24 protein-coding genes, 1 tRNA gene and 1 riboswitch are annotated in these 26,507 nt (G+C 70.8%); of the genes, 8 read left to right on the top strand and 17 right to left on the bottom strand.

What is annotated here, in order from left to right:
• Positions 1 to 7 precede the first annotated feature (7 nt).
• Positions 8 to 598, bottom strand: coding sequence for a hypothetical protein (locus ACYVMZ_RS22790; RefSeq protein ID WP_461082518.1), 591 nt, complete (start codon positions 596 to 598; stop codon positions 8 to 10).
• 140 nt (positions 599 to 738) lie between these two features.
• Positions 739 to 1,581, bottom strand: a complete 843-nt coding sequence (locus tag ACYVMZ_RS22795) for a MurR/RpiR family transcriptional regulator (RefSeq protein WP_461082520.1) — start codon at positions 1,579 to 1,581, stop codon at positions 739 to 741.
• Positions 1,582 to 1,733: 152 nt separating this feature from the next.
• Here ACYVMZ_RS22795 and ACYVMZ_RS22800 point away from each other — a divergent pair, with 152 nt between their 5' ends.
• Positions 1,734 to 2,165 carry a hypothetical protein gene (locus tag ACYVMZ_RS22800; protein WP_461082522.1) on the top strand — a complete coding sequence of 144 codons (432 nt, stop codon included), beginning with the start codon at positions 1,734 to 1,736 and terminating at the stop codon, positions 2,163 to 2,165.
• Between the two features lie 91 nt (positions 2,166 to 2,256).
• Here the strand turns inward: ACYVMZ_RS22800 and ACYVMZ_RS22805 are convergent, their stop codons facing one another.
• On the bottom strand, positions 2,257 to 3,021 hold the full coding sequence (locus ACYVMZ_RS22805) for an SDR family oxidoreductase (protein ID WP_461082524.1): 765 nt from the start codon (positions 3,019 to 3,021) through the stop codon (positions 2,257 to 2,259).
• Positions 3,022 to 3,170: 149 nt separating this feature from the next.
• On the opposite strand from ACYVMZ_RS22805, the gene ACYVMZ_RS22810 reads away from it, so the two are divergent.
• Entirely contained in the window at positions 3,171 to 4,019 is an 849-nt protein-coding gene (locus tag ACYVMZ_RS22810; protein ID WP_461082526.1) for a helix-turn-helix transcriptional regulator, read from the top strand.
• Here ACYVMZ_RS22810 and ACYVMZ_RS22815 read toward each other — a convergent pair.
• Both ACYVMZ_RS22815 and ACYVMZ_RS22820 read right to left on the bottom strand, forming a co-directional pair.
• A complete protein-coding gene (locus tag ACYVMZ_RS22815; protein ID WP_461082528.1) occupies positions 3,987 to 4,409 on the bottom strand; it encodes a DUF6924 domain-containing protein in 423 nt (140 codons plus the stop codon). The two genes, ACYVMZ_RS22810 and ACYVMZ_RS22815, sit on opposite strands and share 33 nt — an antisense overlap.
• A gap of 489 nt (positions 4,410 to 4,898) precedes the next feature.
• Positions 4,899 to 6,287 carry a cystathionine beta-synthase gene (locus tag ACYVMZ_RS22820; protein ID WP_461082530.1) on the bottom strand — a complete coding sequence of 463 codons (1,389 nt, stop codon included), beginning with the start codon at positions 6,285 to 6,287 and terminating at the stop codon, positions 4,899 to 4,901.
• A gap of 160 nt (positions 6,288 to 6,447) precedes the next feature.
• On the opposite strand from ACYVMZ_RS22820, the gene ACYVMZ_RS22825 reads away from it, so the two are divergent.
• The 3 genes from ACYVMZ_RS22825 to ACYVMZ_RS22835 all read left to right on the top strand — a co-directional run bounded on the left by ACYVMZ_RS22825 (position 6,448) and on the right by ACYVMZ_RS22835 (position 10,041).
• Complete coding sequence (locus ACYVMZ_RS22825; protein ID WP_461082532.1) at positions 6,448 to 7,467, top strand: SGNH/GDSL hydrolase family protein; 1,020 nt, start codon at positions 6,448 to 6,450, stop codon at positions 7,465 to 7,467.
• A 253-nt stretch (positions 7,468 to 7,720) separates the two neighbouring features.
• Positions 7,721 to 8,941, top strand: a complete 1,221-nt coding sequence (locus ACYVMZ_RS22830) for an acetyl-CoA C-acetyltransferase (RefSeq protein ID WP_461082534.1) — start codon at positions 7,721 to 7,723, stop codon at positions 8,939 to 8,941.
• A gap of 287 nt (positions 8,942 to 9,228) precedes the next feature.
• Entirely contained in the window at positions 9,229 to 10,041 is an 813-nt protein-coding gene (locus ACYVMZ_RS22835; RefSeq protein WP_461082536.1) for a hypothetical protein, read from the top strand.
• A gap of 4 nt (positions 10,042 to 10,045) precedes the next feature.
• On the opposite strand, the gene ACYVMZ_RS22840 is transcribed toward ACYVMZ_RS22835, so the two are convergent.
• Positions 10,046 to 10,357, bottom strand: a complete 312-nt coding sequence (locus tag ACYVMZ_RS22840) for a hypothetical protein (RefSeq protein WP_461082538.1) — start codon at positions 10,355 to 10,357, stop codon at positions 10,046 to 10,048.
• A gap of 102 nt (positions 10,358 to 10,459) precedes the next feature.
• On the opposite strand from ACYVMZ_RS22840, the gene ACYVMZ_RS22845 reads away from it, so the two are divergent.
• Entirely contained in the window at positions 10,460 to 10,684 is a 225-nt protein-coding gene (locus tag ACYVMZ_RS22845; RefSeq protein ID WP_461082540.1) for a DUF4287 domain-containing protein, read from the top strand.
• 70 nt (positions 10,685 to 10,754) lie between these two features.
• On the opposite strand, the gene ACYVMZ_RS22850 is transcribed toward ACYVMZ_RS22845, so the two are convergent.
• From ACYVMZ_RS22850 to ACYVMZ_RS22860, 3 genes are all read right to left on the bottom strand, one after another.
• On the bottom strand, positions 10,755 to 11,648 hold the full coding sequence (locus tag ACYVMZ_RS22850; protein WP_461082542.1) for a Bax inhibitor-1/YccA family protein: 894 nt from the start codon (positions 11,646 to 11,648) through the stop codon (positions 10,755 to 10,757).
• 213 nt (positions 11,649 to 11,861) lie between these two features.
• The gene (locus ACYVMZ_RS22855) at positions 11,862 to 13,088 is read right to left on the bottom strand and encodes a 4-hydroxybenzoate 3-monooxygenase (RefSeq protein WP_461082544.1); all 1,227 of its coding nucleotides are present in this window, start codon (positions 13,086 to 13,088) and stop codon (positions 11,862 to 11,864) included.
• A 245-nt stretch (positions 13,089 to 13,333) separates the two neighbouring features.
• A tRNA-Leu gene (locus ACYVMZ_RS22860) sits at positions 13,334 to 13,417 on the bottom strand.
• Positions 13,418 to 13,834: 417 nt separating this feature from the next.
• On the opposite strand from ACYVMZ_RS22860, the gene ACYVMZ_RS22865 reads away from it, so the two are divergent.
• Positions 13,835 to 14,605: an ABC transporter ATP-binding protein gene (locus tag ACYVMZ_RS22865; RefSeq protein WP_461082546.1), complete on the top strand. Its 771-nt coding sequence runs from the start codon at positions 13,835 to 13,837 to the stop codon at positions 14,603 to 14,605.
• A gap of 58 nt (positions 14,606 to 14,663) precedes the next feature.
• Positions 14,664 to 17,192, top strand: coding sequence for an ABC transporter permease (locus ACYVMZ_RS22870; RefSeq protein ID WP_461082548.1), 2,529 nt, complete (start codon positions 14,664 to 14,666; stop codon positions 17,190 to 17,192).
• 54 nt (positions 17,193 to 17,246) lie between these two features.
• Here ACYVMZ_RS22870 and ACYVMZ_RS22875 read toward each other — a convergent pair whose 3' ends face one another.
• From ACYVMZ_RS22875 to ACYVMZ_RS22910, 8 genes are all read right to left on the bottom strand, one after another.
• Complete coding sequence (locus ACYVMZ_RS22875; protein WP_461082549.1) at positions 17,247 to 18,539, bottom strand: class I SAM-dependent methyltransferase; 1,293 nt, start codon at positions 18,537 to 18,539, stop codon at positions 17,247 to 17,249.
• Positions 18,540 to 18,763: 224 nt separating this feature from the next.
• The gene (locus ACYVMZ_RS22880) at positions 18,764 to 20,152 is read right to left on the bottom strand and encodes an NAD(P)/FAD-dependent oxidoreductase (RefSeq protein WP_461082551.1); all 1,389 of its coding nucleotides are present in this window, start codon (positions 20,150 to 20,152) and stop codon (positions 18,764 to 18,766) included.
• 478 nt (positions 20,153 to 20,630) lie between these two features.
• A complete protein-coding gene (locus ACYVMZ_RS22885) occupies positions 20,631 to 21,572 on the bottom strand; it encodes a Ppx/GppA phosphatase family protein (RefSeq protein WP_461082553.1) in 942 nt (313 codons plus the stop codon).
• Positions 21,569 to 22,168, bottom strand: a complete 600-nt coding sequence (locus ACYVMZ_RS22890) for a DUF501 domain-containing protein (RefSeq protein ID WP_461082555.1) — start codon at positions 22,166 to 22,168, stop codon at positions 21,569 to 21,571. The genes ACYVMZ_RS22885 and ACYVMZ_RS22890 overlap by 4 nt, the downstream gene beginning before the upstream one ends.
• A 29-nt stretch (positions 22,169 to 22,197) precedes the next feature.
• A complete protein-coding gene (locus ACYVMZ_RS22895) occupies positions 22,198 to 22,674 on the bottom strand; it encodes an FtsB family cell division protein (RefSeq protein WP_461082557.1) in 477 nt (158 codons plus the stop codon).
• 102 nt (positions 22,675 to 22,776) lie between these two features.
• Complete coding sequence (gene eno / locus ACYVMZ_RS22900) at positions 22,777 to 24,057, bottom strand: phosphopyruvate hydratase (protein WP_461082559.1); 1,281 nt, start codon at positions 24,055 to 24,057, stop codon at positions 22,777 to 22,779.
• A 312-nt stretch (positions 24,058 to 24,369) separates the two neighbouring features.
• On the bottom strand, positions 24,370 to 25,062 hold the full coding sequence (locus ACYVMZ_RS22905) for a transglycosylase family protein (protein ID WP_461082561.1): 693 nt from the start codon (positions 25,060 to 25,062) through the stop codon (positions 24,370 to 24,372).
• Between the two features lie 4 nt (positions 25,063 to 25,066).
• A riboswitch (cyclic di-AMP (ydaO/yuaA leader) is annotated at positions 25,067 to 25,235 on the bottom strand.
• Positions 25,236 to 25,405: 170 nt separating this feature from the next.
• On the bottom strand, positions 25,406 to 26,446 hold the full coding sequence (locus ACYVMZ_RS22910) for a transglycosylase family protein (RefSeq protein WP_461082563.1): 1,041 nt from the start codon (positions 26,444 to 26,446) through the stop codon (positions 25,406 to 25,408).
• Positions 26,447 to 26,507 lie beyond the last annotated feature (61 nt).

Below are 26,507 nucleotides of genomic sequence, written 5' to 3' on the forward strand. Positions count from 1 at the left end.
GTGTTGGTCACACCAGTGCCGGGGTCTTCCGCCGCGACCCGCCCGGTGCCGCGTCGCCCGCCGCGATGCCCGTGCTGCGGTAGGTCTTCACCGGCTTGCCCGCCGGGCGGCCGCCGGCCCGCAGCCAGTCGACCCGGACCCACAGCAGGACCTCGTCGGCCCGCTCCCGCCGCCCGATCCAGGCGGCCTTCAGCCACAGCCCGGCGCCGCAGCCGGCCAGCAGCATGCCGCCCGCGGCGGGTGCGGCGAACGCGCTGCCCAGGGCGGCGAGGAAGGCGAGCAGCAGCCACCAGCGGTGTCCGCGGCGCCAGTTGCGCGTGGTCACCGCACGGTCCTGGAGCACGTCGTGCTTGCCCGCGCGGGCCGCCGAGCGGGCCAGGGCGGCGTACCGCCCGCGCCGCGCCAACGCCACGACGGCCGTCGCCACGATGAACAGCGCAGCCCCGGCCAGGACGCCGATCCGACGTCCGGTCAGTCCCGGCACCAGCAGCCCGACGCCCGCCGCGCACACACCCAGCCACCACAGCGGTGCCGCCCCCGCCCGTACGACGACGGCCACCCGAGCCAGACCGTGCCCTCCGCGTACTCCGCGCGCCACGTTCAGCCTCCCGTCTTCGGATCCGTGAAGTCTGCGAAGCGTTTGAAAGGTGTATTAGGACACGGACGCTAGCGAGGCAAGGTGAGACGAGTCTGAGAACGGCACCGGAACGCGGCACCGGGCACGCGGCACCGGTGCCGTCACTCCACGAACAGGCCCCGCGCCGCCGCCTTCGTGTCGAACTCCTCCAGCCGGGCCTGGGCGTCGGGCAGGTCGTCGCACATGGCCTCCAGCAGGACCCGCCCCAGCAGCATCGGCGCGCAGGCCGTGTCGAAGGCGAGGCCGGTGCCGACGGCGGCGGGCAGCAGCAGGTCGGACACCTTGGCGACCGGGGCGAAGGCGGAGTCGGCGACCGTCACCACGGTCAGCCCGGCCTCCTTGGCGTAGACGAGGGTGTCGAGGACCTCGCGGGGATGGCGGGGCAGGGCGAAGCAGAGCAGGGCCGTGGCCCCGGCGTGCACGGCGGCGTCGATGCGGTCGTGGAGCATCGTGCCGCCCTCGCCCAGGAGCCGTACGTCGGGGTGGACCTTGGCGGCGAAGTACGCGAAGCCGTGGGCCTGGGCGGCCGCCGCGCGCAGGCCGAGGACGGGCAGCGGCCGGGAGGCCGCGAGCAGCCGCCCCGCCCGCTGCACGGGACGGGGGTCGGCCAGGGCCTCCGCCAGGTGCCGCAGGTTCTCGATCTCGGCCTCGACGGCCTGCTGGTACTCGTTGTACGAGCCGGTCTCCGCCGCCGGTTCGGCGGGCGCGACCTCGCGCAGGTGGCGGCGCAGGGCGGGGTAGCCGTCGAAGCCGAGGGCGACGGCGAAGCGGGTCACGGACGGCTGGCTGACCCCGGCCAGCTCGGCGAGCTCCACGCTGGACAGGAACGGCACGTCGGCGGCGCGCCGCACCATGCTGTGCGCGATGCGGCGCTGGGTCGGCGTCAGCCGGTGCCCCTCGAAGAGCGCCTGCAGCCGCGCGGCAGGGCTGTCGGTCGCGCTCATGACGTGCTCCCCCTCGCCTATTCAGTAGCTGAGGATTCTGCATGAGCATATGCAGACCAGCAAGCGTTACCGAAGTCCGCCCGGCAGGCCCCAGCCCGGACAGGGGGGATATCCCCAGTGCGGCGGGCCGCCCGGCTCCCTACCGTGGGGGCATGACCGGAATGGACGCGCGGGACACCGACCTGAAGAAGGAACTCGACGCCACCCTGCACGCCCGCAGGGAACTGGGCGAGGAGTACGAGTCCGCGCTGGTCGACTCGTTCCTGGAAAAGGTCGACCAGCGCATCGACGGCGCGGTCGAGCGCCGAGTGCGCCGGCAGATCGCCGAGCAGCAGATGGCGGTGGCCCGGGACTCCCGTGCCCCGAAGGCCACGGACTCCTGGGGGGAGCGCTTCGGGTTCGGGATCGTCTCCCTCGTCCTCGCGATCCCGCTGTCCGGCATCGGCGGGGGCGTCGCCGGCCTCTCCGGCCTGCTGGTCGCCTGGGCCGGCATCGTCGGCGTCAACGTCGTACAGGCCACCCGTACCCATCCCCACCTGTTCCGCCGCCGCAGGTCCGCGCAGGACGGCGACTGGGAGGAGTGACCCCCAGACCCGCCGGCCCAGCCAGACCCGGCCCAGCCAGTCACGGCCGGCCCAGCCAACGATGCCGGACCCGCCAGACCCGCCGGACCCGCTAGACCTGTGCCGTGGGCAGCACGACCACCTGCCGCAGATTGACCCGCCGCGGCCGGCTCGTCACGTACGCCACGACATCGGCGACCTCGTCCGACGACAGGCTGCCCACCGCCTCGAACAGATCCTCCAGCTGCCCGGCCAGGTCCGCGTTGCCGAGGTGGGTGCGCAGCTCGGTGTCGGTGAGACCCGGTTCGATGTTGGTGACGCGTACGTCGCGCGGCCCGAACTCCGTGCGCAGGCACGCCGAGAGATGTGTGAGCGCGGCCTTGGTCGCCGCGTACACCGCGTAGTTGGGGAACGACGTGACATGCGCGCCGACGGACGAGATGTTCACCAGGTCCGCGGTACGGCCCCGCTCGGCCGCCGCCACCAGGTCCCCGGTGAAGGCCCGGACGACCCGCAGCACCCCGGTCACGTTGGTGTCGATCATCCGCTGCCACTCGTCGATCCGCCCGTCGTCGACCGGGTTGGCCAGCATGACGCCAGCCGAGTTGACGACGAGGTCGACGGGCCCGTACGCCTCCCCGATCCGCGCGGCGGCCCGCGCCACCGACTCGTCATCGGTGACATCCGCGACCACGGCGAGGGCCTGTCCCCCGGCGGCCCGGATCTTCCCGGCGACGGCCTCCAGCCGTTCCCCGCGCCGCGCCAGCAGCGCCACCCGCGCCCCCTGCGCGGCCAACAGCACGGCCACGGCCTCGCCGATCCCGCTCGCGGCCCCGGTGACGACGGCGGTCCGTCCGGCCAGATTCTCGTACGACATCACGCGCTCCCTGGGTGATCCGATCGCCGCCGGTCCGTCCGGCGGCACCGACCACCCTGGGCGCGCGCGCCACCGCTACCCAGGGGTGCGTTCTTCCTGGGTCTGCCAGTACCAGGTTCGGCGCCCGCCGGCCGCCTAGCATCGACGGCATGGACGGGGAACTGGGAGACTTTTTGCGCTCGCGCCGCGCCCGCATCCGGCCGGAGGAGGTGGGGCTGCCCTCGTACGGCCGCCGCCGCGTGCCCGGCCTGCGCCGTGAGGAGGTGGCGCAGCTGGCCGGGGTAAGCGTCGACTACTACGTCCGGCTGGAGCAGGGCCGGGGCCCCCGGGTGTCGGACGCCGTCCTGGACGCCCTCGCCCGCGTGCTGCGCCTGGACGACACCGAGCACGCCTACCTGCGTACGGTGGCCCGCCCGGGCCGGCGGCGCGAGCGCCGCGCGCCGTCCGTGCCCCGCGTCCGCCCCGGCGTGCGGCGGCTGCTGGACGGCATGGAGCGCACCCCGGCCTTCGTGCTGGGCCCCCGCATGGACGTGCTGGCCTGGAACGCGCTCGGCGACGCGGTGGGCGGCTTCAGCCGTATGGCGCCCGCCGAGCGCAACATCGCCCGTCAGATCTTCCTCGACCCCGAGGCCCGCGCCCGCCATCCCGAGTGGCACGCCGTGGCCGCCCAGACCGTCGCCCATCTGCGACTGGACGCGGGCCACCACCCCGACGACCGCGAGCTGTGCGCGCTCATCGGCGAACTCTCCGTCCGGAGCGAGGACTTCCGCCGTCTGTGGGCCGACCACCAGGTCAGGGCGTGCCTGTACGGCGTGAAACAGGTCCGGCACCCCGTGGCGGGCCTGCTCACCCTCCCGTGGGAGACGCTGACGGTTCCGGCGCAGCCCGAGCTGACGATCGTGGCGTACACCCCGGAGCCGGGCTCGGAGACGGCGGAGCGGCTGGCACTGCTGGCCAGTTGGACGTCAGTCGTCCCCGAAGCCACGGAACGTGCCTGAGGCGTCCGCGGCGTCGGCGTATTCGGCGAAGTCCATGTTGCCGATGCTGAGGTTGGCGGATATCTCCGGATACCAGCGCACCGGCACCCGGAAGGTCCTCCCCGGCGCGTAGAAAAGGTCGACGGCCAGCAGGCGGTGCTCCGGGTCGCCCAGGGTCGTCGCGTCCGCGAGGAACACCTCGCAGACCCGCTCGTCCTCCTCGGCGGCGTTCTCCTCGTCGAGGAGTGTCTGGACGCTCACCCCGGCGAACCGGGGGTCGCTCACGTACGTGGCGCACGGATGGGTGTCGGCGGCGTCGAGGGCATCGCACAACGCGTGCCAGGCCGCGTCGTCACCGAAGTCGGTGCGCAGGACGAGCGTGGTCAGGTCCTCGGGCTGGGGAAGGGGCATGCGGGTGATCGTCTCACCCGCCACTGACAACGAGCCGCCGTCGAACGCCGTAAAACAACAGGACACCAGCCAACAGAAGCCGCCGGTAGCCGCCGTCGAAAGCCCCTCAAAAGACTTGCGCGGGGACCGCCGCACCCCCGTTGCCGGGGGGCGGGACGACGGCGGTCCCCGCGAGGGACGCGGGCCGGGTCAGGGCCGGGCTTGCGCGTCCGTGGCGTCGATGGAGGTCCGGGAGCCGCTCCGGAGGTCCTGTGACGCCGTTCGGCGCCGGCTGGGGCGGGGAGCCGCTCCCGCCCTGCCGACTCCCACCAATCTGCCGGACGCGTGTTAAGCGGGTGCTGCGCGGACGTGACGCGCTCGTACCACTTCCGCGAAGTCCACGAAGATCGCGGACGCCGCAAGTTCACCGCGTCAACGGGCAGTTCACCGGACGTTCGCCGCCGGTTTCCCGGCCGCGGGAAGGAAGCTCCTTTCCGGCCCTCGTGAGCGCTACTTCCCGGTCTTGGCGAGGAAGGCCAGCAGGTCCTGCCTGCTGACCACACCGGTCGGCTTGCCCTCGACGAGGACGATCGCCGCGTCCGCCTTGCCCAGTACGGCCATCAGGTCCCCGACCGGTTCGCCGGAGCCGACCTGCGGCAGCGGGGCGGACATGTGCTTCTCGAGCGGGTCGTCCAGCGAGGCCCGCTTGTTGAAGAGGGCGTCCAGCAGCTCGCGTTCCACCACGGAGCCCACGACCTCGGCGGCCATCACGTCGGGGTGGCCGGCGCCCGGCTTGACGACCGGCATCTGGGAGACGCCGTACTCGCGCAGCACCTCGATGGCCTGGCCGACCGTCTCGTCCGGGTGCATGTGCACGAGGGAGGGCATGGTGCCGCCCGCCTTGTCGTTGAGGACGTCACCGACGCGGGCGCTCGGGCCCTCGTCCTCCAGGAAGCCGTAGTCGGCCATCCACTCGTCGTTGAAGATCTTGCTCAGGTACCCGCGCCCGCTGTCCGGCAGCAGCACCACCACGACGTCGTCCGGCCCGAGCCGCTCGGCCACCCGCAGCGCCGCCACGACCGCCATGCCGCAGGAGCCGCCGACCAGCAGGCCCTCCTCCTTGGCCAGCCGCCGGGTCATCTGGAAGGAGTCCTTGTCGGACACGGCGACGATCTCGTCCGCGACCGTGCGGTCGTACGCGGTCGGCCAGAAGTCCTCGCCGACGCCCTCGACGAGATACGGCCGCCCGGACCCGCCGGAGTAGACGGAGCCCTCGGGGTCGGCGCCGATGACCTTCACCCGGCCGTCGCTGACCTCCTTCAGGTAGCGGCCGGTGCCGGAGATGGTGCCGCCGGTGCCGACGCCCGCGACGAAGTGGGTGATCTTCCCCTCCGTCTGCTCCCAGAGCTCAGGGCCCGTCGAGTGGTAGTGCGACAGCGGGTTGTTGGGGTTGGAGTACTGGTCGGGCTTCCAGGCGCCGGGCGTCTCGCGCACCAGTCGGTCGGAGACGTTGTAGTAGGAGTCCGGGTGCTCCGGATCCACCGCCGTCGGGCACACGACCACCTCGGCCCCGTACGCGCGCAGCACGTTGATCTTGTCCGTGGACACCTTGTCGGGGCACACGAAGATGCACTTGTACCCCTTCTGCTGCGCCACGATGGCCAGCCCCACACCGGTGTTCCCGCTGGTCGGCTCGACGATCGTGCCGCCCGGCTTGAGCTCCCCGCTCTGCTCGGCCGCCTCGATCATGCGCAGGGCGATGCGGTCCTTCACGGAACCGCCTGGGTTGAAGTACTCCACCTTGGCCAGGACGGTCGCCCTGATGCCCTGGGTCACGCTGTTGAGCCTCACCAGCGGGGTGTTGCCGACGAGGCTGATCATCGAGTCGTGGAACTGCACCGTTGTCTCCGGTCGCTGCAAAAGATGTGGTCGTCGTGGTTCCGCCAGCCTAGGCCCTGCCGACGCCCCCGTGCCGGTCGTTCACTCCCCGTTGAGATTGGGCGACGCCCTGTACGGGGCAAGCACTGGGTGTAAGGGTTCGAGGAGGTGGCGGCGACGCATGACAAGCATGTCGAGGGCGAGGGTGGCCCGGCGGATCGCGGCCGGCGCGGCGTACGGCGGCGGCGGGATCGGCCTGGCCGGTGCGGCCGCCGTCGGGCTGGTGCTGGCCGAGGTGCAGCTGGCACGGCGCCGGGTGGGCAACGGCACGTCTCCTCACGTACCGAACGCGGACGGTCTGTACGGCCGTACCTGCGCCGTCCCCGGTGAACCGCCGCTGAGGCTGACCATGCTGGGCGACTCCACGGCCGCCGGGCAGGGCGTCCACCGGGCCGGGCAGACACCGGGGGCGCTGCTGGCGTCCGGCGTCGCCGCGATCGCGGAGCGAGCCGTGGAGCTGCGCACGGTCGCGGTGCCCGGGGCCCGCTCGGACGACCTGGACCGGCAGGTGGCGCTGGCGGTGGCCGACCCCTCCCGGGTGCCCGACATCTGCGTGATCATGATCGGCGCGAACGACGTCACCCACCGCATGCCCCCGACCCGCTCGGTCCGCTGCCTGTCGTCGGCGGTACGGCGGCTGCGTACGGCCGGCGCGGAAGTGGTGGTCGGCACCTGCCCGGATCTCGGCACGATCGAGCCGGTGCGGCAGCCGTTGCGCTGGCTGGCCCGGCGGGCCTCCCGCCAGCTGGCGGCCGCGCAGACGATCGGAGTCGTCGAACAGGGCGGCCGCACGGTGTCCCTGGGCGACCTGCTGGGCCCGGAGTTCGCGGCGAACCCCCGGGAGCTGTTCGGCCCCGACAACTACCACCCCTCGGCGGAGGGCTACGCCACGGCGGCCATGGCGGTCCTGCCGACGGTGTGCGCGGCCCTCGGCCTGTGGCCGGCCGAGGAGGAGCGCCCCGACGCCTCCCGCCGCGAGGGCTTCCTGCCGGTGGCCAAGGCGGCGGCGGAAGCGGTGGAGGAGGCCGGTACGGAGGTCACGGCGGCGATGGCGACCGGCCAGCGCGGCCCGTGGGCCCTCCTCAAGCGCCGCAGGCGCCGCCGGCTGCCCGAGCCGGAGCCGGCGACGCCGTCGGCTTGAGGGAGGCGCCGGTCGGCAGGTCCCAGCCCGTCCGGCGTTTGAGGACGAGACCGTTCAGGCAGACGGTGGTTTGGGGGCGCGGCCCCCAGGGGCGGCGGCACGCGTGCCCGCCGCCCCTGCTCCACCGGAGAGCCAAGCAAGCGCTTAGACAATTGCGGTCAGGGTCACACCGCGCCATCCGTGACCCAGCCCATACGTACGGGTAACTTCCCAAGCAGCTCAGCCAACCACCCGGTATGCCCTTGGAGCCGTGATGCCCGAAGCCGTGATCGTATCCGCCGCCCGCTCCCCCATCGGCCGCGCCAACAAGGGCTCCCTGAAGGACCTGCGCCCGGACGACCTGACCGCCACGATCATCCAGGCCGCCCTCGCCAAGGTCCCGCAGCTGGACCCGAAGGACATCGACGACCTGATGCTCGGCTGCGGCCTGCCCGGCGGCGAGCAGGGCCACAACCTCGGCCGCATCGTGGCCGTGCAGATGGGGATGGACCACCTGCCCGGCTGCACCATCACCCGCTACTGCTCGTCCTCGCTGCAGACCTCCCGCATGGCCCTGCACGCCATCAAGGCCGGTGAGGGCGACGTCTTCATCTCGGCCGGTGTGGAGATGGTCTCCCGGTACGTGAAGGGGAACTCCGACAGCCTGCCCGACACACACAACCCCCTCTTCGCCGAGGCCGAGGCCCGCACCGCCGCCGTGGCCCAGTCCGAGGGCTCCACGTGGCACGACCCGCGCGAGGACGGTCTGCTGCCCGACCCGTACATCGCGATGGGCCAGACCGCCGAGAACCTGGCCCGCTGGAAGGGCGTCACCCGCCAGGAGATGGACGAGTTCGGCGTGCGGTCGCAGAACCTCGCCGAGGAGGCCATCAAGAACGGCTTCTGGGAGCGCGAGATCACCCCGGTGACCCTCCCCGACGGCACCGTCATCAGCAAGGACGACGGCCCGCGCCCCGGCGTCACCCTGGAGGGCGTCGCCGGCCTCAGGCCGGTCTTCCGCCCGGACGGCCTGGTCACCGCCGGCAACTGCTGCCCGCTCAACGACGGCGCCGCGGCCCTCGTCATCATGAGCGACACCAAGGCCCGCGAGCTGGGCATCACCCCGCTCGCCCGCATCGTCTCCACCGGCGTCTCCGGTCTGTCCCCGGAGATCATGGGCCTGGGCCCGGTCGAGGCCTCCCAGCAGGCCCTGCGGCGGGCCGGGCTGACCATCGAGGACATCGACCTGGTCGAGATCAACGAGGCCTTCGCGGCGCAGGTGATCCCCTCCTACCGCGACCTGGGCATCCCGCTGGAGAAGCTGAACGTCAACGGCGGCGCCATCGCCGTCGGCCACCCCTTCGGCATGACCGGCGCCCGCATCACCACCACGCTGATCAACTCGCTCCAGTTCCACGACAAGCAGTTCGGCCTGGAGACGATGTGCGTCGGCGGCGGCCAGGGCATGGCCATGGTCATCGAGCGGCTCAGCTGACCACGCTTCCGCGGCGTGCCGCACGGTAGCCGCCGCGGCACCGTCGGTGAAGCCTGGGCCCAGAACCCTGGAAACACCAGGGTTCTGGGCCGTTTTGTGACCTGATCGCCATCAGGATGTGACCTATCTCCCTCGCCAGGGAGATCGCGCAGGTCAGAGCCGCGCACCCCGATGCCCCGGACCCGGAGAGCTGTCCGTTTCGTGACGTTACGCACTGACAGCGGGTTAGTCCGCCCTTCAAGCTGATGTAGGAAGTCGGGGGTCGACTTTGAACCGGGAGTACGTCAGTGAGCGCCATGCCGATCGCCTTGCTGGTCACCACGGCCGCCACGGGCGCCGTGGGCGTCGCCGTCCTGCGCACCCTCTTGGTGCTGCGCCGCCAGGTCGCGGCGCTGCACACCGAGCTCGCCGAGCACCGCGCCGCCGCCACCCGTGCCCTCCTCCCCGCCGCCCGCACCACCGCGGACGCCGGCGAGATACGCGCCGCGGTGGCCGAGGCGCTCGCCGAGGAGCGGGAGCGGGAGCTGGCCGAGGCGCGGGCGTTCTGGGCCGCCCAGGAGGCCCGTGACGGCTCCGACGCACCCTCCCTGCTGGGTCTGACCGACAGCGACCTCTTCCTGCCCCGGCAGGCCGATTTCGCGGGCCTGGAGCCGGTCACCGAGCCGGGTCCCGAGGCCGACGAGTTCTCCCCCAAGGACTTCGTCCAGGGAGGTACCCCGATGGACTCCCCCGAACTGGCCGCGGCGCGCCGCCGCCACCCCTCGCACCCCGACTTCGTACCGACCCCGTCGCCGGTCGTGAACGACCACGAGCGCACGGTCGCCGCCCTCGAGGAGCTGGCCGCCTCCCGCGTCGAGCTGACCGACGTCCGCCCGGGCCCCCTGGGCACCCTCGACGTCTACGTCTTCGGCGACGGTACGACCCTGTGCATGACGCCGGGCCACCGTGAGACGGCAGAGCGCCTGGCGGCCGCGGTACGCGCGGGCGAAACGCCCCTCCTGCTGGGCGGCTCGGGAGTCTCGGGCGCCTACACGCTGACGTTCCAGTGCGGCGACGAGAGGGTCTACATCCTGGCCGACCGGGTCATAGCGTCCCTCTAGCCGGTCACACTCCCGCCCGCTTCTGCGCCTCCTCCACCAGCTTCACGGCTTCCTCCACCTCACCCTCACTGCGCAGCACGACCGCCAGGTCGTGCCCGGCAACGGTGATCTGGTCGGCCGCCGCGAACATGCCCGCATCAGGCATCTGCCGAGGCTCCGCCCCGGGCTTCTCCAAGAGCTGAGCTCGCCGTGCCAACTCCCTGGCCAGTCCCAGGGCTTCCGCGGCGGCGCCCCGCTGCAGACGGCTCTGCGGAGCCGCCCTCAGACGGTCGGCGAAGTAACCCACTGCACGGATGAGAGGCGTCGTATCAACCACGCCGCGAGCCTACGCACCGCTGCGGGACTGTTGCCAACGGGCGAACACTCAGGCACCGTGACCTGAAGGACCGGCTTACATCCCATGCGTCCGGAGGCGCCGATGTCCCAAGTCTTCTCCGAGGAGACCCACCGCAATCTGCTCGCTCGAATCCCCCACTGCACCGGTCGTGATATCTCCGACTGGCTCCGCACCGTCGAAGAAGGCCCCGCCCTCCGCTTCGAGGAGAAGGTCAGCTGGCTCCGCCACGAGCACAACCTCGCGTACGGCCACGCCAAAGCGATCATCCATGAGTACGACCTGAGGAGGGCCGCGCGAAGGCTCTAGGCGCGCACTGCCTGGACCACGACGAAGGGCCCCGGAAGGATCCGGGGCCCTTTCACGCGGACTGCTCGCGTCAGTCGTTGCTGTTGAGGATCGCGATGAGCCGCAGGAACTCCAGGTAGATCCACACCAGCGTCAGCGTCAGGCCGAAGGCCGCGAGCCAGGCCTCCTCGCGCGGGGCGCCGTAGGCCACGCCGTCCTCGACCTGCTTGAAGTCCAGGGCGAGGAAGCAGGCACCGAGGATGATGCCGACGATGCCGAAGATCACGCCGAGCGCACCGCTGCGGAAGCCGAGGCCGTCACCGCCGCCGAACACCGCGAACAGCAGGTTCACGGCCATCAGCAGGATGAAGCCGAGCGCGGCCGCCATCACGAAGCCGACGAAGCGGCGGTTGACGCGGATCCAGCCCGCCTTGTAGGCGACGAGCACACCGGCGAAGACCGCCATGGTGCCGAGCACGGCCTGCATGGCCGCACCGTCGGCGATGCGGTTGTCGACGATGTTGGAGATGACGCCGAGGAATACACCCTCGAACGCCGCGTAGGTCAGGATCAGCGCCGGCGAGGCCTTGCGCTTGAAGGACTGCACCAGCGCCAGCACCATGCCGATCAGCGCGGCGCCGATGCCGATGCCGTACGACCTGCTGATGTTCGCGTCGTCGACCGGCAGCAGCGCCCAGGCGAGCGCGGCCGTCACGATGAGCACGCCGAGGGTGGTCCCCGTCCGCATGACGACGTCATCGATCGTCATCCGGCCGGTGGTGACCGGTGCCTGCGGCGGCGCTCCGTACTGCAGGTCCTGCTGGGCGTAAGGGTTCTGCGCGTACGGGTTGCCCGCAGGCTGGGCGTACGGGTTGCCCTGCGTACCGACAGCTGCGCTCCCGGCCTGCGGCGCGGTGTTGAAGCCCGCGTAGCCGTTGTCGCGGCTGAACCCCCGTCGCGAGAAGACCGGGTTGCTGCTCCTCATTTCACTCCTCCATGGCCACACTGCGTAGCCTTGGCTCAAGAGTAATGGAAAGGCAAAGGATTGACCCTAGTGCTTGGGGAGGATCTTTCCCTCGTCGTGCTGCGCAACACGCTACGCGGGTCCGTGATTCCCGGCACAGCAGGGGCCCATTCATGACCAACCCGCGACACGTCCGGAACCGGCCGGAGATCACCCGCTTACGTCATCCGTATGTCACCCGAACGGGAAGCCGGTGTAGCCCTCGGCCAGGTCGGTCTCGGCGGCGCGGGAGGAGACGAGCCGTTCCAGGCGGGCGAGCTGGAGGCGGTCGTCGAATCCGGTGGCGTCGGGGGCGCGGTGCAGCAGGGTCGTCATGTCGTGGGAGAACCGCTCGGCCTGCCAGATCCGGCGCAGGCACGTCTGCGAGTAGGCCTCGAGGAGCTCGGGCGATCCGGTCTTCCGCTCATGGGTCAGCGCCCGTGCGAAGGTGACGACGTCTCCGACGGCGAGGTTCAGGCCCTTGGCGCCGGTGGGCGGCACGATATGCGCGGCGTCGCCGGCGAGGAAGAGACGGCCGTACCGCATGGGCTCGTGGACGTAAGAGCGCATCGGGGTCACCGACTTCTGGGTGATCGGGCCGCGCTCGAGCTTCCAGTCGTCGGCGGTCTCGAAGCGGCGCTCCAGCTCGTCCCAGATCTCCTCGTCGGCCCACTCCTCGGCGTCCGTGCCCTCGGGCACTTGGAGGTACAGGCGCGAGACGAAGGATTGAATGGGGAGCGAAGCGACTTCCCTGGAAGGGTGGTGGTGGGTGACGGGCGGGCGCATGGACAGCAGGGCGAAGCCGCGGTCGTGGCGGGCGTAGACGAGCTCGTCGTGCGAGGGAGGTACGTCGGCCAGGATACCGAGCCAGCCGAAGGGGTACCTCCGTTCGAAGACCTGTGTGAGCCCGGAGGGGATCGCCTTGCGCGAGACTCCCCAGAAGCCGTCGCAGCCGACGGCGTAGTCGCACTCCAGGACATCCTCGGCACCCTTGTGCCGGAACCGGATCCGCGGGCGGTCGGTGCCGGCTCCTTCGACGGCCAGTGCCTCCGTCTCGAACAGCAGCGGGCCGCCGTCCTCCAGCTGGAGGGCGATGAGGTCCTTGCAGACCTCGGTCTGGGCGTAGACCATCACGGACTTCCCGCCGGTGAGCGCGGGGAAGTCGACGCGATGGCGCCGCTTGGCGAACCGCAGCTCGATGCCGTCGTGCCGTAGCCCCTCGCGGTCCATGCGCTCCCCGGCGCCGACCGCGCGCAGCACGTCCGCCGTGCCCTGCTCCAGGATCCCGGCACGCTGGCGTCGCTCGACGTAGGCGCGGTCGCGGCTCTCCAGGACGACCGAGTCGATGCCGGCGGTGTGGAGCAGCCGGGCGAGGAGGAGGCCGGCGGGGCCGGCTCCGATGATGCCGACGGTGGTGCGCATCGGTCGTCCCCTTTTCTTGTGCTCTTGTGCGCGGATTCTTGTGCTCTTGTGGGCGGAGTTCTCGCGGGGTTGCGATGTTCTCGTGGGGTTGGGATCACGCCTGGTTCGCGTGGTGAAATTTTCTTCACCGTCTTCGCGTGTGAGTCTCCGACGGAGCACCGCCGCTGTCAACGGGTGTGCCGTGAAGTCCTCAATGGACGATGCAGGGAAAGCCGCTCAGTGCGACCGGGAACGAGGACGGGAGGTGCCCGGAGCCGGACTCGAACCGGCACGCCCGCGAAGGGGCAGCGAGGTTTAAGCTCGCCGTGTCTGCATTCCACCATCCGGGCAGGCCATGGGCTCCGCGTCGAGGTTCCGAGCCTATCGGGAGGCATCCCCCGAACAGCGGAAGGGCGGGCCGATGTTGTCTTATTTTATTGACGTCTGAGGGTGCATCAGCACACGGAACGCGCCATCCGCACTTGCCAATAGCCTTACGCGCGGTGGTCGGCCACGTATGCGGAATGACGGAATTTCACCGTCTCAACGAGGGCACTCCACCTGTTCTCGACATGACCGGTCCTCCTGATGTCGACCTGACCGGTCCTCAGGGTCGTCCGTCATCCCCAGGTATGACGCGGCCCCGTGCGGTCCGACCCGAGTCGGCCCCAGGAACGGGAACAGCGGGTGACTTCACGGCGGTGAACGGGCGCAACGATGGGACACGTCCTCCGAGAACACCCTCGTCCCTACAGGAGCGCCATCCCGTGACCACCGCATCCATCGCCGACCGGACCACCGCCGTGGCCGCGCGCGCCACGGACCTGTCGAAGATCTACGGACAGGGCGAGACCCAGGTGGTCGCCCTGGACCGGGTCTCCATCGACTTCCGGCAGGCCGAGTTCACCGCGATCATGGGCCCCTCCGGCTCCGGCAAGTCGACGCTGATGCACTGCGTGGCCGGTCTGGACACCTTCTCCTCCGGTTCCGTGCGCATCGGCGACACCGAACTGGGCTCCCTGAAGGACAAGCAGCTGACCAAACTGCGCCGGGACAAGATCGGCTTCATCTTCCAGGCGTTCAACCTGCTGCCGACCCTGACGGCCCTGGAGAACATCACCCTTCCGATGGACATCGCGGGCCGCAAGCCGGACAAGCAGTGGCTGGACTCCGTGATCCGGATGGTCGGGCTCGCGGACCGGCTGAGCCACCGGCCCTCCCAGCTGTCCGGCGGCCAGCAGCAGCGCGTGGCCGTGGCCCGGGCGCTGGCCTCCCGGCCCGACATCATCTTCGGCGACGAGCCGACCGGGAACCTCGACTCGCGCTCCGGCGCGGAGGTGCTGGGCTTCCTGCGCAACTCCGTGCGGGAGTTGGGACAGACCGTCGTGATGGTGACCCACGACCCGGTGGCCGCCGCCTACGCGGACCGGGTGGTCTTCCTCGCGGACGGCCGGATCGTGGACGAGATGTACCAGCCGTCGGCCGACTCCGTACTCGACCGGATGAAGCAGTTCGACGCCAAGGGCCGCACCAGCTGACGTTCCCTCACCCCCCAGCGCCCCCATAGCCCCTCGTACGTCTGGACTCGAGACACCCATGTTTCGTACCGCCTTGCGCAACGTGCTCGCGCACAAGGCCCGGCTCCTGATGACCGTGCTCGCCGTGATGCTCGGCGTGGCGTTCGTCTCCGGGACCCTGGTCTTCACCAACACCATCTCCGACGCCTACCAGAAGAGCTCCGCCAAGGGCTTCGACCGGGTCGACGTCGCCGTACAGCCGACGTACCAGGACGCCGAGGGCGACAAGGTCGGCAAGCTCAACGAGCTGCCCCGGACGGTGCTCGACCGCAGCGCCCGGGTGCCGGGCGCCGCCCAGGCCATCGGTACCGTCAGCGGCTTCACCGCCATGGCCGACAAGGACGGCAAGCTGATCGGCGACGGGTTCCAGTCGCAGGGCGGCAACTACTGGGGGACCAAGGACCCCCGGTATCCGCTGAAGTCCGGCCGGGCACCGCACGGCCAGGGCGAGATCCTCATCGACGCCAAGACCGCCGAGCGCACCGGCTACAAGGTCGGCGACACCGTACGGCTGTCGGTCGACGGGCCCGTCCTGACGCCGAGGATCACCGGCATCTTCACCACCGACGACGGCAATGTCGCGGCCGGCGGCAGCCTCGCCCTGTTCGACACCGCGACCGCGCAGAAGCTGTTCGGCAAGGCGGGCACGTACGACCAGATCGAGGTCACGGCGAAGGCGGGTGTCACGCAGGCCGCGCTCAAGGCGGAGCTGGACAGGGCGCTGCCGAAGGACGTCGTCGAGACCACGACCGGCAAGCAGCTCGCCGACGACCAGGCCGAGATGATCGCCCAGTCGATGAGCGGGATGCAGACGGCCCTGCTGGTCTTCGCCGGGATCGCGCTGTTCGTCGGCACGTTCATCATCGCCAACACCTTCACCATGCTGGTCGCCCAGCGCACCAAGGAGCTGGCACTGCTGCGCGCGGTCGGTGCCTCCCGCCGGCAGATCACGCGGTCGGTGCTGATCGAGGCGTTCGTGGTGGGCGCGGTCGCCGCCGTGACCGGTCTGCTCGCCGGTGTCGGCATCGGGGCCGGACTGCGTTCCCTGATGGGCTCGTTCGGGGCGACCGTGCCCGACGGGCCGCTGGTGATCACGCCGGGCACGGTCGGGGCCGCCTTCGCGGTCGGCATCCTGGTGACCATGCTGGCGGCGTGGCTGCCGGGCCGCCGGGCGGCGAAGATCCCGCCGGTGGCGGCGATGAACAGCCTGCACGCGAAGGCCACGGCCAAGTCGCTGGTGCTGCGCAACACGCTGGGCGCGCTGTTCTCGGCGGCGGGCATCGCGGTCGTGCTCGCGGCGACCACGATGGACGGCTCGGACGGGCAGGCCCCGATGGGCCTGGGCGCCGTCCTGCTGATCATCGGCGTGTTCATCCTGACCCCGCTGCTGTCCCGCCCGCTGATCGCGGCCGCGGCGCCGGTCCTGCGCGCGTTCGGCGTCTCCGGCAAGCTGGCCCGGCAGAACTCGGTGCGCAACCCCCGCCGTACGGCCGCCACCGCGTCCGCGCTGATGATCGGGCTCACCCTCATCACCGGCATGACGGTGATGGCGGGCAGCCTGCAGAAGTCCATCGACAAGATGGCGGCCTCCGCGATCCGCGCCGACTACGTGGTGTCCATGGCGAACGGCAACCCGCTGTCGCCGGACGTCGAGCAGAAGCTGAAGCGGACCGACGGTGTCACCGCCACCAGCCCGCTGCGCCTCGCGCCCTCCCGCGTCAACGGCGAGACCGAGTACCTGACCGGCGTCGACGGCGCCACGATCGGCGGGCTGACCGACCTCAAGGTCGACGACGGCTCCTTCAAGGTCGGCGGCACGCAGGTGGTGGTCGACCACGACACCGCCAAGCTGCACGGCTGGCAGGCCGGTTCGCGCTTCACGGCCGCCTACGAGGACGGCGAGAAGCAGAAGCTGACGGTCGCCGGGGTCTACGAGGGCAACGAGCTGGTCCGCGGCATCATGATCGACACCGCGACCCTCGCCCCGCACGAGTCGGACCCGGCCGACATGCAGGTCATGGTGAAGACCGCCGACGGCGCCTCCGGCGCGACGAAGGACCGGCTGGTCGAGGCCCTGGGCACCAACCCGGCGATCAAGGTGCAGGACAAGAAGGGCCTGTCCAACGAGATCGCGCAGATGTTCACGCTGATGCTGAACATGGTCTACGGCCTGCTGGCCATGGCGGTGATCATCGCGGTGCTCGGCGTCATCAACACCCTGGCCATGTCGGTCTTCGAACGCTCCCAGGAGATCGGCATGCTCCGCGCGATCGGCCTGGACCGCAAGGGCATCAAGCGGATGGTCCGCCTGGAGTCCCTGGTGATCTCCCTCTTCGGCGGGGTGCTGGGCATCGGCCTGGGCGTGTTCTTCGGCTGGGCGGCCGGTGAACTGCTGGCCTCGAAGATGGCGACCTACGAACTGGTCCTGCCCTGGGCGCGGATGGCCGTCTTCCTGCTGCTGGCCGCGACGGTCGGCGTCCTCGCGGCGCTGTGGCCGGCGCGGCGGGCGGCGCGGCTGAACATGCTGGCGGCGATCAAGGCGGAGTAGGGAGTACGTGCCAAGGGCCCCGTTCCTGCCGGCAGGAACGGGGCCCTTGGTGTGTCAGTTCCAGGTACGGGCACGCAACGGCATGCCGGAGGTGCCGGACTCGGGGGTCTTCACGGCCAGGACCTGGTTGACGCCGATGTGGTTGTGTTCGAAGGCCAGTGCGGAGGCCGCCATGTACAGGCGCCAGACGCGGGCCCGGCCGGGGCTGGTGAGCCGTACGGCCCGGGCCCAGTCGGCTTCCAGGTTGGCGACCCAGCGGCGCAGGGTGAGTGCGTAGTGCTCGCGGATCGACTCCACGTCGCGCACCTCGAAGCCGGCGCGTTCCAGCTGGCTGACGGTGATCCCGACGGGCTGGAGCTCGCCGTCGGGGAAGACGTAGGAGTCGATGAACGCGTCCACGTGGTACGCGGACTCGTCCCGCTGCGGGCGCCGGGCGATCTGGTGGTTCAGGAGCCGTCCGCCCGGTGTGAGGAGACGGAACAGCGCGGTGGCATACTCCAGATACCGCTCGGCGCCGACGTGTTCGGCCATGCCGATGGAGGAGATGGCGTCGTACGGGCCGTCGCGGACGTCCCGGTAGTCCTGCACGCGGATCTCGACCTTGTCCGTGAGCCCCTCGTCGGCGACGCGCTTGCGGGCGTAGGCGGCCTGCTCCTGGGACAGGGTGATGCCGACGACGTTCACGCCGTGCTCGCGGGCGGCGTGGATGGCCATGGAGCCCCAGCCGCAGCCGACGTCGAGCAGGCGCTGACCCGGCTTCAGGGCGAGTTTGCGGCAGACCAGTTCGAGCTTGTCGTGCTGGGCGGTTTCGAGGGTGCTGTCCGGGGCGGGCCAGTAGGCGCAGGAGTACACCATGGACGGGCCGAGGACGATCTCGTAGAAGTCGTTGCCGACGTCGTAGTGGTGGCTGATGGCGCGTCTGTCGGCACGTTTGGTGTGCAGGCCGCGGCGGGGCCTGCGGGCCTCCTCCGGGGGCGGGGCGGGGGGCAGCGGCGGGCCGGCGAGCCGGACGAGTCCGCGTACGGCGGAGCGGACCTCCCGGTCGCGGAGCGCCTCGGCGAGCGTGCGGGCGTCCTCGCCGCGCTCCCAGATGAGGCCGGCGAGCAGGTCGAGGGCGGTGTAGAGGTCTCCGTCGATGTCGAGGTCCCCGGCGACCCAGGCGCGGGCCAGGCCCAGCTCGCCGGGCTTGAACAGCAGACGGCGCAGGGCGCGGCGGTTGCGCACGACCAGGGTCGGCGCGCCCGGCGGGCCCGCCAGCGAACCGTCCCAGGCGCGGATGCGCACCGGGAGCGGGGCTCCCAGCGTCTGCTCTACGAGGCCCTTCAGCCGCGGCGCGGCATCTGGCATGGTGCACCACCTCCGTGACAGGTGATCCCGGAATGTCCGACACCCACGTAAACACCTGCGGGGCCCGGGCGCAGTCCCCGGCGCGCGTTACGTCTGCGCAAAACCGTTCCTGCACGCATCGGGCCGTTCCCGTCCGCCCCGGCAGCCTCACGGGGAACGCCGAAGGGGCCGCCCGCACCACGGATGGCAGGCGGCCCCTTCAGGGGGGTGCGAAGTGACCTCGGTCAGGAGGCCTTGGCCCTCTCCTCGGTCTTCTCCTTCGGCGCGGCGGCGACCGGCGCCGGCTTGGCGGCCTCGTAGAACTCCTCGCGCGGGGACTCGATGGCGCCCAGGGACACCACCTCGCGCTTGAGGAACATGCCGAGCGTCCAGTCGGCGAAGACGCGGATCTTGCGGTTCCAGGTCGGCATCGCCAGACCGTGGTAGCCACGGTGCATGTACCAGGCGAGGCGGCCCTTCAGCTTGATCTTCATCTTGCCCATGACGATCATCGCCACGCCCTTGTGCAGGCCGAGGCCCGCCACGGCGCCCTTGTTGGCGTGGCTGTACTCCTTCTGCGGGAAGCCCCGCATGCCGGAGACCACGTTGTCGCCGAGCACCCTGGCCTGACGCAGAGCGTGCTGGGCGTTCGGCGGGCACCAGGCGTTCTCGTTGCCGGCCTTGCGGCCAACGAGGTCGGGGACCTGGGCGTTGTCACCGGCGGCCCAGATGTAGTCGGTGCCCTTGACCTGGAGCGTCGGCTCGCAGTCGACGTGACCGCGCGGACCCAGCGGGAGGCCGAAGCGAGCGAGGGCCGGGTTCGGCTTGACGCCCGCGGTCCAGACGATGGTGTTGGAGTCGACCTCGAGGCCGTTCTTCAGCACCACGTGGCCGTCGACGCAGGACTCCATGGAGGTGTTCAGGTAGACCTCGACGCCGCGGCCCTCGAGGTGCTCCTTGCCGTACTTGCCGAGCTTGGGGCCGACCTCGGGGAGGATCTTGTCGGCGGCGTCGACGAGGATGAAGCGCATGTCCTCACGGGACACGTTCTTGTAGTACTTCGCCGCGTCCCGGGCCATGTCCTCGACCTCGCCGATGGTCTCCGCACCGGCGAATCCGCCGCCCACGAAGACGAAGGTGAGCGCCTTGCGGCGGATCTCGTCGTCGTTGGTGGAGTCGGCCTTGTCGAGCTGCTCGAGAACGTGGTTGCGCAGGCCGATGGCCTCCTCGATGCCCTTCATGCCGATGCCCTGCTCGGCGAGGCCGGGGATCGGGAAGGTGCGGGAGACCGCGCCCATCGCGATGACCAGGTAGTCGAAGGGCAGCTCGTACGCCTCGCCCACCAGCGGGGCGATCGTGGCGACCTTGCGGTCCTGGTCGATGGTGGTGACCCGGCCGGTGAGGACCTCCGCCTTGGGAAGCACGCGCCGCAGCGGGACGACGACGTGACGCGGGGAGATGCTGCCGGCGGCGGCTTCGGGGAGGAAGGGCTGGTAGGTCATGTACGACCGGGGGTCGACGACCGTGACGGTCGCCTCGCCGTAACGCATCTTCTTCAGAATGCGTCGAGCTGCGTACAGGCCTACGTACCCACCGCCTACTACGAGGATCCTGGGACGCTCCGTGGTGCTCATGCCATCGAGTATCCACCCGCCTCAGGGGGGTGGCTCGTGCGCCCCTTCACAAGCTCGGGCAGCGCCTGTGTTACACTCCCGCGCCCACGTGGCGGAGATCATGACGGTGAGCGGGAACCAGTGCGCGGGGCGGCCCGTTGTCAATGCCGCGTGAGCTGCCTCTCTGGCCCCCGCGACCCCTTGTGAGGGCCCTCGGCGGAACCGCTGCGGGGCCCCGCCGTAGCCCTCGCGCTCAGCCCTTCTGAACGTGCTCAGGGGCCTGTTGACCCCCTGAACGGGTCAACCGAACCCTTCCCGTCGTCCTCCAGGGCCCAATTCCTTGTGAAGAACTTCACGAACTTTTCCGACGGGCCGTTCCCAAGGGGTGCTGCCGGGCTTCCCGGACACCCCTCGGACCCGCTCATACGCTATCCAGACCGCTCAGCCGAGGGCTACCGATCGGTAGTAAAGGAGACGCAGACCACCGGTCTCCGGAGACCTACGCCACCGACCAGGCGATGCCGTCCAGGATGTCGTGCTCGCTCACCACGACCTCCTCCGCGCCGACGCGCTCCATGACCGACAGCAGGACGAGGGCGCCGGCGCCGATCACGTCCACCCGGCCCGGGTGCATCGACGGGATCGCCGCGCGCTCGGCGTGGGTGGAGTGCAGCAGGCGGGTGGTGATCTCGCGGACGCGGTCGTGGGAGACGCGGGAGTGGTGGGTGGCCGTCGAGTCGTACTCGGGCAGGTTCTGCGCGATCGCCGAGACCGTGGTGACCGAGCCGGCCAGGCCGACCAGTGTGCGGGCCTCGCGCAGTGGCACGGTCTGCTCGGCGAGGTCGAGGGCGGCCTCGATGTCGGCGCGCATCGCCGTGATCTGCTCCTCGGTCGGCGGGTCGGTCACGACCCCGTCCCGGACCAGGTGCCGCTCGGTCATACGGACGCAGCCCACGTCGACGGAGCGCGCCGCGCGCACCTGGTCGTCGCCGACGACGAACTCGGTGGAGCCGCCGCCGATGTCCACGACCAGGAACGGGCGGTGCAGGTCCTGCCGTCCCGTCAGCTCCTTGGTGGCGCCGGTGAAGGAGAACTCGGCCTCCTGGTCGCCGGTGATGACCTCGGGTTCGACGCCCAGGATGTCGAGCACCCCGCGCACGAAGTCGTCGCGGTTCTCGGCATCCCGGGACGCGGAGGTCGCCACGAAGCGCAGCCGCTCCGCGCCGTGCTCCTTGATGACCCGGGCGTACGCGCGGCAGGCCGCGAAGGTCCGCTCCAGCGCCTCGGGGGCGAGTCGGCCGGTGCGGTCGACGCCCTGGCCGAGACGGACGATCGTCATGCGGCGGTCCAGGTCGACGAGCTCGCCGGTGGCCGGGTCCGCGTCGGCGACGAGGAGCCGGATGGAGTTCGTACCGCAGTCGATGGCGGCGACACGGGTCACTTGTCGTCCTCCTCGATCGGCCCGGCGGCGAAGTGGCCCGTGTCCGTGCTGTCCACCTGCCACCCGTCACCGGTGGGCGGCGCACCAGTCGTCACACAGGGCCCCTTGCGCCACCACTCGGGCAGCATCGCGAGCGCCTCGTCGCCGAGCGGGTTCACGCCCGGTCCGGCCGCCAGCGAGTGGGCGACCAGCACGTGCAGGCACTTCACCCGGTCCGGCATGCCGCCCGCGCTCGGGAAGCCCTTCAGCTCCTCGATCTCGTCGCGGCGCCGGATGTAGTCCTCGTGCGCGGCGCGGTACGCGGCGGCCAGCTCCGGGTCGGTCTCCAGCCGGGCCGTCATCTCCTTCATCACGCCCTCGGCCTCCAGCGTGCCGATGGCCGAGGAGGCCCGCGGGCACGTCAGGTAGTACAGCGTCGGGAACGGCGTGCCGTCGGGCAGCCGCGGCGCCGTCTCCACGACGTCCGGCTGCCCGCACGGGCAGCGGTGCGCGATCGCGCGCAGCCCGCGCGGGGGCCGCCCGAGCTGCTGCTTGAAGGCCTCGACATCCGCGTCGGTGGGTTCGGTGCGCGGGGTGGGCGGCGGGGGCGTTTGCATGACTGTGTTCAGGCTGTCTTTCTGTCCGGTCACTGGTCGGAGGCGTCGGACTTGTCGACTCCGTCCCAGACGTTCGAGTACCAGGGGCGGTCGGCCGCCCCCGCGTCGGCGCGCGACTGTTCGGCGGCGCCCGGGTCGATCACGATGTAGCCGGTCTCCCCGGGCATGACGTAGTGCAGCCGCTGCCGGATCTGCTGCTCGGCGTAGGCGTCGTCCTGCCAGCGTGCCTTGAGGTCGCGCAGCCGCTCGACCCGCTGCCGGGCCTGCTCCTGCTCGCGCTGGAGGTCGGCGATCTCGGCGCGCTGGGAGACGTACTGCCGCATCGGGTAGGCCAGGGCGACGATCAGTGAGCAGAGCACGAGAGCGAGCAGCGCGGCCCGGCCGGTCAGCCGGGAGCGGCGGGCCTGGCGCCGGGTCTGCGAGCGGTAGACCCGGGCCGCCGTCTGCTCGCCGATCAGCCGGATCCTGGTCGCGGTGGAGAACCGGTCCCGGTCCTTCACGGCCATGGCTCCCCGCCTCCCGTTCACCCTCATACGCGCGTACGTCCCCGGACACGGTACGGGACCGAGTACGGGGACGTACGTACGACGCTTCCTACGAAGCCGTGCTCAGCCCTTGAAGCGCGGGAACGCGCTGCGGCCGGCGTACACCGCGGCGTCGTCGAGGATCTCCTCGATGCGCAGCAGCTGGTTGTACTTGGCGACGCGCTCGGAGCGGGCCGGGGCGCCGGTCTTGATCTGGCCGCAGTTGGTGGCGACGGCCAGGTCGGCGATGGTGACGTCCTCGGTCTCGCCGGAGCGGTGGGACATCATGCACTTGAAGCCGTTGCGCTGGGCCAGCTCGACGGCGTCCAGGGTCTCGGTCAGCGAGCCGATCTGGTTGACCTTGACCAGCAGGGCGTTGGCCGCGCCCTCCTCGATGCCGCGGGCCAGGCGCTCGGGGTTGGTGACGAACAGGTCGTCGCCGACGAGCTGGACCTTGTCACCGAGCTTGGCGGTGATGGTCTTCCAGCCCTCCCAGTCGTCCTCGAACAGCGGGTCCTCGATGGAGACCAGCGGGTACGCCTCGACGAGCTCGGCGTAGTACTCGGTCATCTCGGCCGCCGAGCGCTCCTTGCCCTCGAAGACGTAGGAGCCGTCCTTGTAGAACTCGGACGCGGCCACGTCGAGGGCGAGGGCGATCTGCTCGCCGGGGGTGTAGCCGGCCTCCTTGATCGCCTCGAGGATGAGGTCGAGGGCCTCGCGGTTGGAGCCGAGGTTCGGGGCGAAGCCGCCCTCGTCACCGAGGCCGGTGGCCAGGCCCTTGCTCTTCAGGACCTTCTTCAGGGTGTGGTAGACCTCGGCGCCCCAGCGCAGGGCCTCGGAGAAGGACTCCGCGCCGATCGGGGCGATCATGAACTCCTGGATGTCCACGTTGGAGTCGGCGTGCGAGCCGCCGTTCAGGATGTTCATCATCGGCACCGGCAGCAGGTGCGCGTTGGGACCGCCCAGGTAGCGGAAGAGCGGGAGGTCGCTGGCCTCGGAGGCGGCGTGGGCGACGGCGAGCGAGACACCGAGGATGGCGTTGGCGCCGAGGGAGCCCTTGTTGTCGGTGGCGTCCAGGTCGAACATCGCCTGGTCGATCAGGCGCTGCTCGGTGGCGTCGTAACCGACCAGCTCCGGGCCGATCTGCTCGATGACGGCGAGGACGGCCTTCTCGACACCCTTGCCCATGTAGCGGTTCGAGTCGCCGTCGCGGAGCTCGATGGCCTCGAAGGCGCCCGTGGAGGCGCCGGACGGGACGGCGGCACGACCGGTGCTGCCGTCGTCGAGGCCGACCTCGACCTCGACCGTGGGATTGCCTCGGGAGTCCAGGATTTCCCGGGCTACGACGACGTCGATGGACGGCACGAGCATCTCCTTCGTGGGATGTGACGCGGGTTGGCAGGACCGCGATGGCTCTGTGAGGTGAACCGTGTGGTTCTGCGAGATGAGCCTAACCGGCCCGGGGCGATCGGCCAGCCGGTCGCCCACCCCATGGACAGAACCGAGAGTAAATTGTTTCCGAACGGAACAAAGACGGGGTCGCACGCTCTCCCCACGACCGCGTGAAAAACCCGCACGACCGCGTGAAAAACCCCGCCCCGGCGCGTACGGGGGAACGCGCACCGGGGCGGGGAGTCAGGGGGAGCAGCGCCCTCTTGCTTCAGGCCTGCTTCGGGCTTACTTCAGGTGCAGCTGCTGGCCCGGGTAGATGAGGTTGGCGTCCTCGACGATGCCCTTGTTCAGCTCGAACAGCTTCTCCCAGCCGCCCTTGACGTCGTGCTCCTGGGCGATCGAGCTGAGGGTGTCGCCCTCGACGACCTTGTACTCGCCGTCACCCTTCTTGACCTTCTTGCCGGTCGGGGTGGTGACGGTCTTCTGGCTCTTCTGGGTCTGGGCCGGGCGCTCGGCGGAGCGGGAGGCCGGCTGCTGCTCGGTCTCCCGGGTGGCCGTGCTGTTCGAGGAGCCCGAGCCGCTGTCGGCGGAGCCGCCGGTGTAGGCGGCGCTGGACAGGTTCTTGCCGCAGACCGGCCAGGCACCCTTGCCCTGGCCCGCGAGGACCTTCTCGGCGATCTCGATCTGCTGCGCCTTGGTGGCCTGGTCGGCGGTGGAGGCGTACTTCGTGCCGCCGTACGCGGCCCAGGTGGAGGCGGAGAACTGCAGACCGCCGTAGTAGCCGTTGCCGGTGTTGATGGACCAGTTGCCGCCGGACTCGCACTGGGCGACGGCCTCCCACTCGGAGGCGGTGGCGGCGGAGGCGTTGCCGGCCGCCATCAGCGGGGCGGCGACGGCGGCGCCGGTGACACCGGCGAGCGCGAGGGCGCGGGTGGCCTTGGACGGACGACGGTGCTTGCCCTTGCCGGAAAACAGCATGAATGGATCCCCTCACCGACGCCTGCGAGGTGAGCTGTCGGGTTCGGGCCGGTTGAGTTGCCCGGCCGCGTCCCTTGCGGGACACGGCTTCACCCCTAGCCGGAACCAGCCTCAACTGCTGGGCCCGGCACTTACCTTGGGTCCCCCGCTCCTGCCTACGGCGCTTGACGCGACGACTTTTCCCGGGCGGCCGCTGGCAGGATTCGGCGTTGCGGCAGCCGGGGCCCGCGATGGCGAGCGGTCACGACCGTAGACACGCGATCCGCGGAATTTCAAAGACGATCAGGGCTTCTGAGATCTATCTCTCATCGCTCTTACATGGGACATTCACCGCGAACCGCCGCTACTTTTCGCCCGGTTCGACCCCGACTTGAAGCGTCTGACCGGGGCGGATGAGGTCCGGGTCGGCGCCGATGACCTTCTCGTTCTCCACGTAGAGCGCGCGCCATCCCCCGCTGAGGTCAAGGGAGTCGGAGATGGACCACAGGCTGTCCCCGGGACGCACGGTGTACGAGCCGTCCATCGCGTCGCGCGCGGCCGCGTCACCGCGCGAGGCGTGCCGGCCCGCCGGTTCGGCCGTACGCCCGTCGCCCGCGGCCTCGTCCGCGCTGGGGCCGCGGTGCCGGCCGGTGCCGGATGCCCCGGGGTCGGTCGCGCCGGTGTCGGTCGCGCCGGTGTCGGTCAGCGCCGAAGAGCCGCCGTTATGACCCGAGTTGTCCGGGTATTCGCTCTCCGGGTCAGCCGTGGGCGTGGACGCGGAGGACGTGCCGGACTTGGCCGATTCGTCCCCGGTGTTCGACGCCCCGTCGGACGACGGGGAAGGGGAGGTCGACTCGGGCGACGAAGCGGAGGAGTCGGAAGAGCCGGAGGAGCTGGAGGAGCTGGAGGAATCCAGGGAGTCGAGCAGGCCGGGCGAATCCGGCGATGCCGATGAACCCGACGAGTTGGACGAGTCGGACGACCCGGACGTATCGCTCGCCACCCCGGTGTCGATGTCGGCCGAGGACGAGTCCTTGTCCAGACCGGCGAGCAGTCCGCAGGTGCGCCAGACGCCGACCCCCTGGTCGGCGAGGATTCTCTCGGCGACGGCTATCTGCTGGGAACGGCTGGCCAGGTCGGGGCTCGCGGCGTAGTCGAGGCCGCCGTACTTGTCCCAGTCCTCCTGGGACAGCTGCAGGCCGCCGTAGTAGCCGTTGCCGCTGTTCTGGCTCCAGGCGCCGCCGGTCTCACAGTCCGCGACCCGGTCCCAGGTCGTACCGTCGGCCGCGCTCGCGCCGGTGGCCCCGAGCAACGGGATCGCGATGGCGGAGCCGGTCACTCCGGCCGCTACGAGGAGAGCCGGAGCCTGGCGGGGGCGACGGTGACGACCGTTCCCGGAGAGCATACGGAGACCTTTCGCGAGACAGCGGTGACCGGCGCGGCGGGTGGTGCCGGGGGCGCCGCGC

The organism is Streptomyces deserti (assembly GCF_054782695.1).